11 protein-coding genes and 1 pseudogene are annotated in these 12,959 nt (G+C 40.3%); 8 read left to right on the top strand and 4 right to left on the bottom strand.

Annotated features, from left to right (window positions below):
* Positions 1–243: 243 nt before the first annotated feature.
* On the bottom strand, positions 244–483 hold the full coding sequence (locus tag NOL38_RS10550; RefSeq protein WP_277942044.1) for a hypothetical protein: 240 nt from the start codon (positions 481–483) through the stop codon (positions 244–246).
* A gap of 171 nt (positions 484–654) precedes the next feature.
* A complete protein-coding gene (gene relB, locus NOL38_RS09860; protein WP_024387742.1) occupies positions 655–972 on the bottom strand; it encodes a type II toxin-antitoxin system RelB family anti-toxin in 318 nt (105 codons plus the stop codon).
* A 165-nt stretch (positions 973–1,137) separates the two neighbouring features.
* Here relB and NOL38_RS09855 point away from each other — a divergent pair, with 165 nt between their 5' ends.
* Positions 1,138–3,513: an LPXTG cell wall anchor domain-containing protein gene (locus NOL38_RS09855; protein WP_277942043.1), complete on the top strand. Its 2,376-nt coding sequence runs from the start codon at positions 1,138–1,140 to the stop codon at positions 3,511–3,513.
* Between the two features lie 203 nt (positions 3,514–3,716).
* Here the strand turns inward: NOL38_RS09855 and guaA are convergent, their stop codons facing one another.
* Positions 3,717–5,267 (bottom strand): glutamine-hydrolyzing GMP synthase, encoded by a 1,551-nt coding sequence (guaA, locus tag NOL38_RS09850; RefSeq protein ID WP_277942042.1) that lies wholly within the window; start codon positions 5,265–5,267, stop codon positions 3,717–3,719.
* 275 nt (positions 5,268–5,542) lie between these two features.
* Here guaA and NOL38_RS09845 point away from each other — a divergent pair, with 275 nt between their 5' ends.
* The 7 genes from NOL38_RS09845 (at position 5,543) to xerS (ending at position 11,695) form a co-directional block, all read left to right on the top strand.
* Positions 5,543–6,241, top strand: coding sequence for a GntR family transcriptional regulator (locus tag NOL38_RS09845; RefSeq protein WP_002943214.1), 699 nt, complete (start codon positions 5,543–5,545; stop codon positions 6,239–6,241).
* A gap of 103 nt (positions 6,242–6,344) precedes the next feature.
* Positions 6,345–6,677, top strand: coding sequence for a putative DNA-binding protein (locus NOL38_RS09840; protein ID WP_014735854.1), 333 nt, complete (start codon positions 6,345–6,347; stop codon positions 6,675–6,677).
* A gap of 12 nt (positions 6,678–6,689) precedes the next feature.
* Positions 6,690–8,264: a signal recognition particle protein gene (ffh, locus tag NOL38_RS09835; protein ID WP_277942041.1), complete on the top strand. Its 1,575-nt coding sequence runs from the start codon at positions 6,690–6,692 to the stop codon at positions 8,262–8,264.
* Positions 8,265–8,456: 192 nt separating this feature from the next.
* Complete coding sequence (locus NOL38_RS09830) at positions 8,457–9,125, top strand: SatD family protein (RefSeq protein ID WP_277942040.1); 669 nt, start codon at positions 8,457–8,459, stop codon at positions 9,123–9,125.
* Between the two features lie 3 nt (positions 9,126–9,128).
* Entirely contained in the window at positions 9,129–9,869 is a 741-nt protein-coding gene (locus tag NOL38_RS09825) for a DUF3307 domain-containing protein (RefSeq protein ID WP_277942039.1), read from the top strand.
* Positions 9,870–9,935: 66 nt separating this feature from the next.
* On the top strand, positions 9,936–10,457 hold the full coding sequence (locus NOL38_RS09820) for an AAA family ATPase (protein WP_277942038.1): 522 nt from the start codon (positions 9,936–9,938) through the stop codon (positions 10,455–10,457).
* A gap of 167 nt (positions 10,458–10,624) precedes the next feature.
* Positions 10,625–11,695, top strand: coding sequence for a tyrosine recombinase XerS (xerS, locus tag NOL38_RS09815; RefSeq protein ID WP_202105724.1), 1,071 nt, complete (start codon positions 10,625–10,627; stop codon positions 11,693–11,695).
* Positions 11,696–11,757: 62 nt separating this feature from the next.
* On the opposite strand, the pseudogene NOL38_RS09810 reads toward xerS, so the two are convergent.
* A pseudogene (locus tag NOL38_RS09810) lies at positions 11,758–12,852 on the bottom strand (phosphohexomutase domain-containing protein); the annotation flags it as partial.
* Positions 12,853–12,959: the final 107 nt, after the last annotated feature.

Below are 12,959 nucleotides of genomic sequence, written 5' to 3'. Positions count from 1 at the left end.
TTAAAACAAAGATATATATTGCTTTAAACATCAAAAATGAGAGAACGAATTTCGTCCTCTCTAGGTGTTAGCTTTTCGTCTACCCACTACAGTTGACAAAGAGCCGGTTTTCATAACTGCATAGGCAGAAGTATTTTCAAAGGGACTGCTGCGCGTTTGAGGATAGAGAACAATCCACTCTTTCTGGAATAGATTGTCAGGTTTAGCTATTTTCAGTTCCTCCTCAGAAGCTGTACCAATCCGCTAGCTGATAGCAGTAGTGTCATCTTGCTGAAAGAATCCAATGATACGCGGATTTTGCGGACCACCAATGGCATCAATTTTTGTTCCCAGATCATTAATAATGCGTATGTTCAAGGCATGACACTGCTCATTTAATAGTCTATTTTGCTCTTTTCCGAGCCAGTAGATTCCGATACAAGATAGACCAGTGGCAATAAGCAAGACTAGTAACAGCACTTTCGAGTATTTCAGCACAGCCATCACACCTTTCTAAAACGTTTTCAGTCACATATTATCATATAAAAATATCAAAAGCAACTATTTTAAGGTACCGCATTAAACGGTTGCACAAGTATATAAATTCTAAGTTTACGACAGGAAAGGCCTTAGTTAGCATATAAATACTAGCTAAAGCCTTTTTTGTACTTTCTATTATGATTGGAGAGATTTTATCATCAGTAAAATGATTTCTTCCAGTTCTTCACGTTTCTTGATTGGAAGTTTGTTTAACTCGTTCAATACATTGTAATTTGTTGTTGAATCCACTACTTGAAAAAAATCAGATACTTCAATTTCAAGAGCAGAAATGATTTTTTCAAGTGTATCAACTTTTATATTTGAACCTTTTGTTTCGAGATTGGAAATATAGTCTATTCCGACCTCTGCTTTTTCACTTAACTGTTGTTGACTCAGATTTTTCTCTTTTCGTATTTGTCGAACACGAGTACCGATATATTGTTTTAATGTCATTTGATTTCACTCCCTCACTACTATATAAATGATACGAGGAAATGAAATCGAATATAACCAGTTTTTAGACTAAAAATAATAAATAAATTTGTCTGTAAACTAATTTTGTGTGCTATAATAGTCTTAAACAAATATTTTTTGTTTACATTAAAAAAGGGGAATCATATGAGAACACAAAGAAAAGTTGTAAAATCACTTGCTTTAACTGTCGCCCTTGGAGCATCTGCTACAAATCTTCAGGTGAAAGCTGATGAAGTAATTACTCCAGTGGCTGAATCTACGGAAACAGTCGTAACAGTAACACCAACCACTGTCTCTGCTGAACAAGTAGAACAAGCTAAAGAAGTGGCATCTGCCGACGCACAAGCGGTTGAAGCTCAAACAACTGTTGATGCAGTTGCAAGCCAAACGCTTGCTACTGAAACTCAAACAGTAGAAAAATTGACAGAAGCCGTAGCACAAGCATCTACTGCACAAGAAGCTCTTCCAACAGCTGAAGCTGAAGTGGCTACTCAAACTGAAGTGGTTGAGCAAGCTCAAACAGCAGCAGATACAGCTCAAGAAGTTGTCACATCAGCGAATGATGAAGTTGCAACAGCGCAAGCATCTGCGGACACAGCAAATGCAGTTGAAGCTAAAGCATCAGCTACTTTGGAAGAAGCAAAAGCACAACCCGTAGTAACTGCAGAAAGTGTAGACGCTCAAATTGCCGAAACTAAGAGCACTATTTCCGAAAAAGAAGCTGAAGTGGCTCAAACAGCTGTAGCTATTACAGCCACTAACAGTAAAATTGCCACAGCCCAAGAAGCGGTTGATAGCTACAAACCAACTACAGTTACCGAAACAGTAACATCAAGTAATTATGTTGAGTTGACAGCGGCGGATAAAGACCTCGAAGATGTTTTGGGTGATGACGCGTATGCACGTCAACATGAAACAGTCATCTTTGACGGTGAAGATGTCAAAACCATTTCGCTAACAGCAGAACAAGCTAAAGAATTAGCGGAAACAGGTTCATTCACGTACACTTTCGATGCTAAAGCTGTATCAGAAGAAGTGGTGAATATCATTAATGAATTGCGCCGAATCAATGGTATTACATTAACACCCCGTTATGGTTTGACGCAAGAAGATATTGCATTAAAAGTGACCGATAATATGCTGAACTTGGCTGAAGCGCGTGCTCAAGAATTAGTGACAAACTTTTCACATAGTAGTAATGTCAACACTGGAATTGCTCTCGAGTCAATTGCTCAAGAAAATTACAGATTCGTAAGTACCGTAGACAATAAATCAAAATCATTATCACACGCTGAAATGGCCTATAACTTGGTCTTGGGTTGGTTTAGCGAATATGCCAATATCCGGGTGAACTTTGGTCATAGATTACACCTATTGAATGATGCAACCTCAGAACTTGCAGTTGGCATGGCGACAGATAATGGCATGTCATATTTCGCATTACTTACTGGTGGACAGGCTAAAGCATTACGCTTCGAACAATCCACAGTAGATGGTAAGTTAACACAAACTTACAACGGTGAGCGTTTGAAATTCTTGCCAAAACGTACATTTAACTATGTTACAACTACAGTGGTAGACGATAGCCAAGTGCTTAAAGACGCAGTCGTTGCCCTTGAAGCTGAGAAATCAGCCTTGCTTGCGCAACAGTCACTTGCATCTGACGCCTTGAATCAAGCAGTATCCGCTCTTGCTACATTGGAGCAAGCTAAGACTGATATTACTCTTGCAAATGCGAAACGTACTGCCGCAATTGCAGAAGCACAAATGGAATTTGACAGTGCAAGTGCTACAGCGAAAACAGCAAACGCTACATTGCGTCAAGCTCTAGCATCACAAGAAGAAGCTCTTGCGAACTTGGAAACAGCTAAGGGTGAACTTACAGACGCACAAGGTAAGTTGGCAACAGCTAAGGCTAAAGTTGCTGAATTGAAATCATTGCTTGCGACACAAGACCAATTACTTGCTGATTTGGAAGCTGCTAAAGAGCGCCTAAGCGACGCTGAAGTTGCAAAAGGTGAGTCAAGCGCATTGCTTGCTGAATTGGTAGCGAAAGCTGCCGCATCACAAGCTGAAGCAGACCGCCTTGCAGCCTTGTTTGCATTGCACGAAGAATTCAACACAGTGATTACTGAAGATGAAGTAACAGCAACACCAAAAGATGCGCCAACAGCACCAGCATTACCAGCGGTAGACTTCAATGATTTGTTCACCAAACCATCCGAAGAACCACAAACAATCGACGTGGTAGCACCGAAAGATGGTAATAAAGGTCAAGATTTGAATGTTATTGACAATATTGATAATGAAAAGACAGTTGTCACTCCGACAGTTTATAAGCCACAGGCAGGAATTACTGTTCAACAAACTGCTACTGGAGAAAAAGTAACTTATTCACGTGTTGAACGTGCTCATACGTTGCCAAATACAGGCTCAGAGGATAACACCGTTTTGATGGGCATTGGATTTGTCTTAGCTGGTCTAGGTCTTGCAGGAGCAAGAAGACGTAGACATGGGTAATCCATTATATAATAAAAATCTTCTTACTATTTGTAGGAAGATTTTTATTGAGTAAAGTTTTTCAAAAAAACGAAGCCCAACCTTGAGCTTCGTTTGGAGACAATTTGGAGACAGTTCAAACCAATTTATCTCATTTAAATGCTTTGTATAGGAGTTAGAATGCTGTTAAATCAAGGATTCTTAGCTAAAGTTACTCTTATATATTATTCCCACTCAACTGTTGCTGGTGGTTTACTTGTTATATCATAGACGATGCGGTTGACGTGGTCGACTTCGTTTACGATACGGACAGATATTTTTTGAAGAACATCCCATGGTAGTTTGGCAAAGTCAGCTGTCATTCCATCGACAGAAGTGATAGCACGGATGGCGATGGTGTAGTCGTAGGTACGACCGTCTCCCATAACACCTACGGAGCGAACGCCAGTATTAACCGTGAAATATTGCCACACATCGCGGTCAAGACCCGCTTTGGCAATTTCCTCCCGCAAGATAGCGTCAGATTCGCGAACAGTTTGAAGTTTTTCCTCTGTGATTTCACCCATGACACGAATAGCAAGACCTGGTCCTGGGAATGGTTGGCGCCATACAACTTCATCCGGCATACCAAGAGCAGTACCGAGCGCACGCACCTCATCCTTAAAGAGAGTATTAAGCGGCTCAATCAACTTGAACTGCATATCTTCTGGCAGACCACCAACGTTGTGGTGTGATTTGATAGTTTCAGCAGTATCAGTTCCTGATTCGATGATGTCGGTATAAAGAGTACCTTGAGCTAAGAATTCGACCTCAGTCAACTTGCTTGCTTCGTCGTCGAATACGTAAACAAATTCATTACCGATGATTTTACGCTTCTTCTCAGGGTCAGATACGCCAGCAAGTAGGTCTAAGAAACGCTTAGCAGCATCGACGCGAATAATATTGAGGCCAAATTTACCGCCCAACATTTCCATAACCTGATCGCCTTCATTCTTACGAAGAAGACCGTGGTCAACAAAGATACAGGTCAATTGGTCACCAATAGCACGTTGAAGAAGCACACCAACAACAGATGAATCCACACCGCCTGATAAACCGAGCAAGACTTTCTTGTCCCCAACAGTCTGGCGGATTTTTTCAATTTCTGTTTCGATGAAGTTTTCCATTGTCCAGTCGCCTTTGGCTCCACAGATACCAAACGCAAAGTTTTTCAAAATATCGTTTCCATATACGGAATGACGAACTTCTGGGTGGAACTGAATCCCGTAGATACGGCGTTCCGTGTTTTCAATGGCCGCGTAAGGGCAGTCAGCAGACAGACCAACCAGGTGGAAATCAGCAGGAATTTCAGTTACAGCATCCCCGTGGCTCATGAGTACAAGCTGTTCTTCTGGTGTTCCAGCAAAAAGCGCTGATTCAGTCTTCAGTTGAAGATTTGATTGACCATATTCACGATTTCCAGCCTCACCAGCAGGAACAACCTTACCTCCCAATTTATGGGTAATTAACTGCATACCATAGCAAATCCCTAAGATAGGAATACCCAATTCAAAGATTTCTGGATCAATATCAAAGGCATTTTCTGCGTAGACAGAGTTTGGTCCACCTGAAAGAACGATACCAATTGGATTGATAGCACGGACTTCCTCAGCTGTAATTTTATGGTTTTTCAATTCTGAAAAGACACCAAATTCACGAATTCGACGTGAAATAAGTTGGTTGTACTGGCTACCATAATCCAATACAATAATTTTTTGGACATCTTGTTTTGTCATGTTTTTCCCTTTCGTTTTGAAAAAAATTCAAATACTAGTAGTTATTTTAACATAAAAGCGAACATTTTCCAAATTTTATTTGTTAAATATCTGTTTTGCAAACTATAAGTGATAATAAAAATGTTAGTGTTCGTATTTTTATTGTTTTTGCTCACTTTATTTTAGGTAATCTAACTTCATTGTTTGCCTAGGAGAATTTTACTAATAGAGTGTGGCCTGAATTAGCCAAACGCCTTTATTTTTGGTAAACTAGAAAGAAGAGAAAGGCTAGATAAATGAAAGCAGCATATATCACAATTCACGATAAAATTAAGGAACAAATCGATAACGGAATCTGGAAAATTGGTCAACGTTTACCAAGTGAACGCGATTTAGCAGATGAATTTGGTGTTTCTCGTATGACGCTCCGTCAAGGAATCACACTTTTAGTGGAAGAAGGTATTCTACAACGCAAGATTGGTTCCGGTACTTATGTCGCCAGTACACGGGTTCAAGAAAAGATGCGAGGCACGACTTCCTTTACTGAATTAGTACAACTCCAAGGAAAGACGCCAAGCAGCAAATTATTGTCCTATACACGAACCAAACCTAATGAAAAAGAAGTTGAACAATTAGGTTTATCCCGTGGCGAGTATGTTATTCGAATGGAGCGGGTCCGCTATGCAGATAATGTTCCCGTCGTGTATGAGGTTGCCAGCATTCCTGAACGCTTGATAAAAAATGTCCCTAAAGAAGATGTTACCAACCATTTCTTTAAAACACTTATGGACAATGGTTATCGAATTGGAACGAGCAAACAAACCATTTTTGCGCGTTTAGCCAATGAAAAAGTGGCTCAATATTTACAAATTTCTAAAAACCAGGCTATTCTCGCACTAAAACAGGTATCTTATCTCGAAGATGGTCAAGCATTTGAATTTGTAAATAGTCAGTATGTTGGGGAACGTTTCGAATTCTATTTAGAAAACAATTAACATAAAAATAATTATGTAAAACATTTTTAAAAATCCGTAATCTTTCTAGTGATGACGGATTTTCTTATTTATAAAATATGGAATTTTTGATATAATAAAGTTTATGGAAATTGAAAAAACCAACCGAATGAATGCCTTATTTGAATTCTATGCAGCCTTGCTAACAGACAAGCAAATGAACTACATCGAGCTCTATTATGCCGATGATTATAGTTTGGCTGAGATTGCTGAAGAATTTCAAGTCAGCCGTCAGGCGGTCTATGATAACATTAAACGAACAGAAAAATTACTGGAAGACTACGAGATGAAACTACATATGTATTCTGACTATGTAGTGCGTAGCCAGATTTTCGATGAAATGCTGAATAAGTATCCAGAAGATGCTTATTTGAAGGAGAAAATCGCCATTCTAACCAGTATTGATAATAGAGAGTAAGAGGAGAAGTATATGGCTTTTGAAAGCTTAACAGAACGTTTACAGAATGTTTTTAAAAATCTGCGTCGTAAGGGGAAAATTTCTGAGAGTGATATTCAGGAAGCAACTAAGGAAATTCGTCTGGCCTTACTAGAAGCCGACGTTGCTCTTCCAGTTGTAAAAGATTTCATCAAGAAAGTACGTGAACGTGCCATCGGTCATGAAGTTATTGACACTCTGAACCCTGCTCAACAAATCATCAAAATCGTTGATGAAGAATTGACGGCTGTATTAGGTTCTGAAACTTCAGAAATTATCAAATCACCAAAAATTCCAACTATCATTATGATGGCTGGATTGCAGGGTGCGGGTAAAACAACTTTCACAGGTAAACTGGCCAACAAACTCAAGCAAGAAGAGAATGCTCGTCCTCTCTTGATTGCTGCCGATATTTATCGTCCAGCTGCCATTGACCAGTTGAAGACCCTGGGTCAACAAATTGATGTACCTGTATTCGAGTTGGGCAATCAAGTCCCTGCCCTGGAGATTGTACGCCAAGGTTTAGAACAAGCCAAAGCTAATCATAATGACTACGTTCTGATCGATACAGCAGGTCGTTTGCAGATTGACCAAGCCCTTATGGCCGAATTGAGAGAAATCAAAGAGTTTGCTCAGCCAAATGAAATCCTCTTGGTCGTCGATGCCATGATTGGTCAGGAAGCTGCCAACGTTGCGCGTGAGTTCAATGATCAACTGGCTATTACTGGTGTGATTTTGACCAAGATTGACGGTGATACACGTGGTGGTGCAGCCTTGTCTGTCCGTCACATTACTGGTCAGCCAATCAAATTCACCGGTACTGGTGAAAAAATCACAGATATTGAAACCTTCCACCCAGACCGTATGTCCTCGCGTATTTTGGGCATGGGCGACATGCTGACCTTGATTGAAAAAGCCAGCAAAGAGTACGACGAGAAGAAATCACTAGAACTCGCTGAAAAAATGCGTGAGAATACCTTTGATTTCAACGATTTCATTGATCAGCTAGACCAAGTTCAGAATATGGGACCAATGGAAGACCTGCTGAAGATGATTCCTGGTATGGCTGGTAACCCAGCACTTGCCAACTTGAAAGTTGACGAGCGTGAAATTGCACGAAAACGAGCTATCGTATCTTCTATGACACCAGCCGAACGAGAAAATCCTGATTTGTTGACACCGAGCCGTCGTCGTCGTATTGCTAATGGTTCTGGAAATAGCTTTGTCGAAGTCAATAAATTTATCAAGGATTTCAACCAAGCGAAAACCATGATGCAGGGTGTCATGTCAGGCGACATGAACAAAATGATGAAACAAATGGGAATCAACCCAAATAATCTCCCTAAAAACATGCCAAACATGAATGGTATGGATATGTCTGCTCTTGAAGATATGATGGGCGGTGCAGGCATACCTGATATGAGCCAACTGATGGGAGGAGCTGGTATGCCAGACATGTCCCAAATGTTTGGAGGCGGTTTGAAAGGTAAAATTGGTGAGTTTGCTATGAAACAAGCCATGAAACGCCAAGCCAATAAAATCAAGAAAGCCAAAAAGAAGAGAAAATAATCTCTTCTTTTTTACTTTTTATTCGAAGAAGTAAGATATAGCGATAAAAATAGAAGTAGCAAAGCAGAAAAAATGATTTTTGAACTCCAACACTTTCCGTTGTAACAGAAATATTAAAAAATTTCCTTTTTAGTGGACAGTTTTTATATTGTCCGTTATAATGGAAATATAATAGAAATTGGAGGACAAGTTATGAATTATATCGCAATAATAGGAGATATTGTCAATTCAAAACAGACTTCAAACCGCTCTAGTATTCAAGAGCGGCTAAAACAGCAGCTAAATAGAATCAATCATTCCTTCGCTCAGGACTTCGCATCGCCATTTACCATTACAAAGGGAGATGAATTTCAAGCCTTATGCAAGCCTAACCCTTATATTTTTTTAATAATTGACCAAATCCAACTAGCCTTTCGTGATGAGGTGGAGATTCGATTTGGAATTGGTTTGGGTGAGATTCTAACAGCTATCGATCCCAAGCTAAGTATTGGAGCAGATGGTCCAGCTTATTGGGAAGCACGCAAGGCTATTGACTTCATTCATGACAACCATGACTATGGCACCAGCAAAATTGCATTTTCATCTGAATACAAGCAAATCGATCGTGTGATTAACCCCTTGCTAACTTCTAGCGATTTCATCAAAGCTGCCTGGAATCATTCGCAAACGGATCTGTTTGAGACCTTAATCTCCCAAAAAATCTATCAAGAAGATTTCACACAAAAGCCAATTGCTGAGAAAATGAAACTCAGTCAAAGCGCCTTTACCAAACGTTTGAAATCCAGCGGAATCAAACTCTACCTGCGTAATCGTCAAACTGCCATGAATTTGATTCTCCAGCTCAGTCAGAAAGAAGGATAAAGCATGTCATTTTCAGTTATTTCTAGCTATCTTATTCAACATCCAGTTTTAACCGCCTTGCTTATTGCCCACTTTTTAAGTGATTTCATCTTCCAAAGTCAAGCACTGGCGGATGCTAAAAAACTGCATTTGAAAGCTCTTTTCATGCACCTTTTCATTGTTGCTATCCCTCTTCTTATTCTAGCCTTACTTACCCCCGTTCAAAACGGAGATTTATTTTTTCAAGTTTGGCTGAGCCATCTTACGATTGACTATGTCAAATATTTTCTCAACAAACACCATTGGATAAAGGACTCCTGGGAAGCTGGAGCATTCCTAGCTGATCAATTGCTACATATCATCTCAATCATCATTCTTTATCACACTATCGGTGTTAATGTCGCTTCACACTCACTCTGGATTGAACCAAATTATATCCTCCTGCAAATCCTTTTTATCCTTCTGATCAGCAAGCCCGTCAATATTCTTTTCAAACTCTACTTTAGCAAATATCAGGTAGCGGAAGGAGAAGAAGATCAGACTGTGACAGGTGCAGGAGCCTTGATTGGTCAATTGGAGCGCCTCATAATGGGAATTTTTCTACTTCTGGGGCAATACACAGCTATCGGACTGGTATTTACAGCAAAGTCCATCGCACGCTATGATAAAATCTCCAAAAGCCAAGCCTTTGCTGAATACTATTTAATTGGTTCGCTATTTAGTATCATCAGTGTACTAGTATTGTACGTTTTATTGATTTTATAAAAGAAAAAAAGTTTACATAATTTATTTTGTGTAAACTTTTTTTGTAAAAATAGAAAGGAATACTGTATGATTATTTGGTTAAATGGCCCATTCGGTGTCGGAAAGACTACTTTAGCAAATATATTACACAAACGAATAGAAAACTCATATCTCTATGATCCCGAGTTACTAGGTGATTTCTTACAACATCAATTACCTAAGACTGTATGTCCTGAAAATTTTCAAGATTATTCCGTTTGGCGACAGAGTATTTATAAAATAGTATTTGATTTAGCGACTAAAACTGATAAGATTATTATTATTCCCATGACAATCTATAAAAAAGAATATTATCAGGAGATTATTCAGCAATTGATAAAGGATAAGATTCCTTTGGAACATTATATTTTGTTAGCTGACAAAACAACCATTTTAGAACGTTTAGACAATCGAGTCAATGAAGACAACATCTGGGCCAACAAACATCTTGATGTTTGTTTAAAAGCTTTTGAAAGTCATATTCCAGGGCAAAGGTTAAACACAGACAGTTTGAAGCCAGAAGAGGTTGCGAAGGAGATTCTAATGCTCAGTAAGTTTACTGTGAAATAATGTAGATTTTTGAAATTTTGGGCGTGAAAAAAATTTCTAGTTATATAGCAATTCTTTGGTTATAGCTACAATATCCCTATGCACATCTTTCCGAAAAACTATAATTTTCTTGAAACTTATATAAGGTTATGCTATACTACTCATATAGCAAAATTCAGGAGAAAATGATGAGACGCGAGTTATTATTGGAAAAAATTGATCAACTAAAAGAAATTATGCCTTGGTTTGTTCTGGAATATTATCAATCAAAATTGGCTGTGCCTTACAGTTTTACAACCTTGTATGAATACTTGAAAGAATACCGTCGTTTTTTTGAATGGTTACAGGATTCGGATTTGGTATCTGTGGAACGGATTGCTGACATTCCGCTGGATGTTCTGGAACATCTGACAAAAAAAGATATGGAAGCTTTCATTCTTTATCTGCGGGAGCGTCCCTTACTGAACGCCAATACCACGCAGAATGGTGTGTCGCAGACCACCATTAACCGTACCCTCTCGGCCCTTTCTAGTCTCTTCAAGTATTTAACCGAAGAAGTGGAAAATGAGCAGGGCGAGCCCTACTTCTACCGCAATGTCATGAAGAAGGTGTCCACTAAGAAGAAGAAGGAAACCTTGGCAGCGCGGGCAGAGAACATCAAGCAAAAGCTCTTTTTGGGCGATGAAACCATGGAGTTCTTGGACTATGTGGACAAGGAATACCAAGTCAATCTCTCTAAACGTGCCCTCTCCTCCTTCCAGAAAAATAAGGAGCGGGATTTGGCGATTCTGGCGCTTCTCTTGGCTTCTGGCGTCCGTCTGTCAGAAGCGGTGAATTTGGATCTTCGAGATGTAAATCTCAATATGATGATGATTGAGGTGACGCGTAAAGGGGGCAAGCGGGACTCGGTCAATGTGGCAGGGTTTGCTAAGCCCTATCTGGAAGCCTATATGGGCATCCGTCAGCAACGCTACAAGGCTGAAAAAACGGATATGGCCTTTTTCCTGTCAGAATACCGTGGTCTACCCAATCGCATTGACGCTTCTTCCATTGAGAAAATGGTGGCTAAGTACTCTGCGGACTTCAAGATACGCGTAACCCCCCACAAACTCCGTCATACATTGGCAACTCGCCTCTACGACGCCACCAAGTCGCAAGTTCTAGTCAGTCATCAGCTGGGGCATGCCAATACCCAGGTCACCGACCTCTACACCCATATTGTCAACGATGAGCAAAAAAATGCCTTGGATCAATTGTGATTGTGCGTAATATAAATTATGTAAAACAACACGAGTAAGTTTGAGCTTACTCGTGTTTTCAATTATAGCAATTCTTTCAATTTTTCCTGATTAACTGCTGGGTACTGGTCCAAAAAGGTTGAGAGTGTACGCAGAACAGCAGGAATATAGCCAGCCTGGTCATTCTCCACCTGCAAGACCAAGAGTGGCTCGTGGAGGCTCATACGGAGCAAGAGCCAGCCGTCACCATAAGGCTCGGTCAGGTCAAACCGCACTCCTTCTTCGTTTTCTGGGTTAAAAGCAAAGCCTTCGAGACTGGTTTGGCGGAGGTCAGCAATGACCTGTTCACCAAGTGCTCGATAGTCTGCCGCTTCCAGTTTGAACCGCACTTCTTGGGTTTCCAGCGGTTGTTTAAGCTGGGCAATCAAGTCGTCTAAGGACTTGCCTTCCGCTTGCAGTTTGGGTATGAGCATAAGAATCTTAGCCGCCACATAGGTTCCGTCATCAAGGAAATAATTTTCCTTAAAGGCAGCGTGTCCAGAGGTTTCGATAGCCAATTGGCAATCAACTCCCTCTTGGTTTGCTAAAATAGCACGGTTGATGACATTACGGTAGCCTGAAATATAGCGAATTTGTTTGCCTCCCAGGCTTGCTATAAAGACCTTAAGGTGTTCAGTCGTTGGGGAATTGGTCACAATGCTGGTTCCTGGATGCTCAGCCAGGACAATCTGGCTGAGAACGGCAATCAGGTTGTTACGATTAAGAATTTGACCTGACTTGGTCACTAGTGCAGCACGGTCAACGTCGGTATCAAAGATAATGCCTAGGTCTGCACCTTGCTTCAAGACAGCCTGACGAATGCTTTCCATAGCTTCCTTGTTATCTGGGTTTGGAACATGGTTTGGGAAGGTGCCATCTGGGTCTAGGAATTGTGAACCAGTGGTATCTGCTCCCAACTCTGCCAAAACTTTCTCAGCAAAGAATCCACCCGCACCGTTTCCAGCATCGACGATGATATTAAGACCTGTCAGTGGTTTTTCTTGTCCACCACAGGCGGTACGAATTTTACCAACCAAGTCTTGGGAATAAGGCGTAATCAGGTCTGCACTGGTGATACTTCCAAGGGAAGAAGCTGGCAAGTCTTCACTATGTGAGAGGATAAAGTCAATATCTTCATGGGTTCTGTTGCAAAGTTTTAAATAAAGAATAAAATCCCTTACGGTATCTATGATTTAAGCTGGGATTCCCAATAATACCTTGATTTCAGTACAGACCGAAAACCCGA

Origin of the sequence: Streptococcus suis, assembly GCF_029616525.1 — a bacterium.
Classification (GTDB): Bacteria; Bacillota; Bacilli; order Lactobacillales; family Streptococcaceae; genus Streptococcus; species Streptococcus suis_AF.
This window is presented reverse-complemented; position numbering and strand designations above follow the sequence as displayed.

Coding starts and splice junctions, on each gene's coding strand:
- NOL38_RS10550 (WP_277942044.1), bottom strand. CDS start 483: ATGGCTGTGCTGAAATACTCGAAAGTGCTGTTACTAGTCTTGCTTATT.
- relB (WP_024387742.1), bottom strand. CDS start 972: ATGACATTAAAACAATATATCGGTACTCGTGTTCGACAAATACGAAAA.
- NOL38_RS09855 (WP_277942043.1), top strand. CDS start 1,138: ATGAGAACACAAAGAAAAGTTGTAAAATCACTTGCTTTAACTGTCGCC.
- guaA (WP_277942042.1), bottom strand. CDS start 5,267: ATGACAAAACAAGATGTCCAAAAAATTATTGTATTGGATTATGGTAGC.
- NOL38_RS09845 (WP_002943214.1), top strand. CDS start 5,543: ATGAAAGCAGCATATATCACAATTCACGATAAAATTAAGGAACAAATC.
- NOL38_RS09840 (WP_014735854.1), top strand. CDS start 6,345: ATGGAAATTGAAAAAACCAACCGAATGAATGCCTTATTTGAATTCTAT.
- ffh (WP_277942041.1), top strand. CDS start 6,690: ATGGCTTTTGAAAGCTTAACAGAACGTTTACAGAATGTTTTTAAAAAT.
- NOL38_RS09830 (WP_277942040.1), top strand. CDS start 8,457: ATGAATTATATCGCAATAATAGGAGATATTGTCAATTCAAAACAGACT.
- NOL38_RS09825 (WP_277942039.1), top strand. CDS start 9,129: ATGTCATTTTCAGTTATTTCTAGCTATCTTATTCAACATCCAGTTTTA.
- NOL38_RS09820 (WP_277942038.1), top strand. CDS start 9,936: ATGATTATTTGGTTAAATGGCCCATTCGGTGTCGGAAAGACTACTTTA.
- xerS (WP_202105724.1), top strand. CDS start 10,625: ATGAGACGCGAGTTATTATTGGAAAAAATTGATCAACTAAAAGAAATT.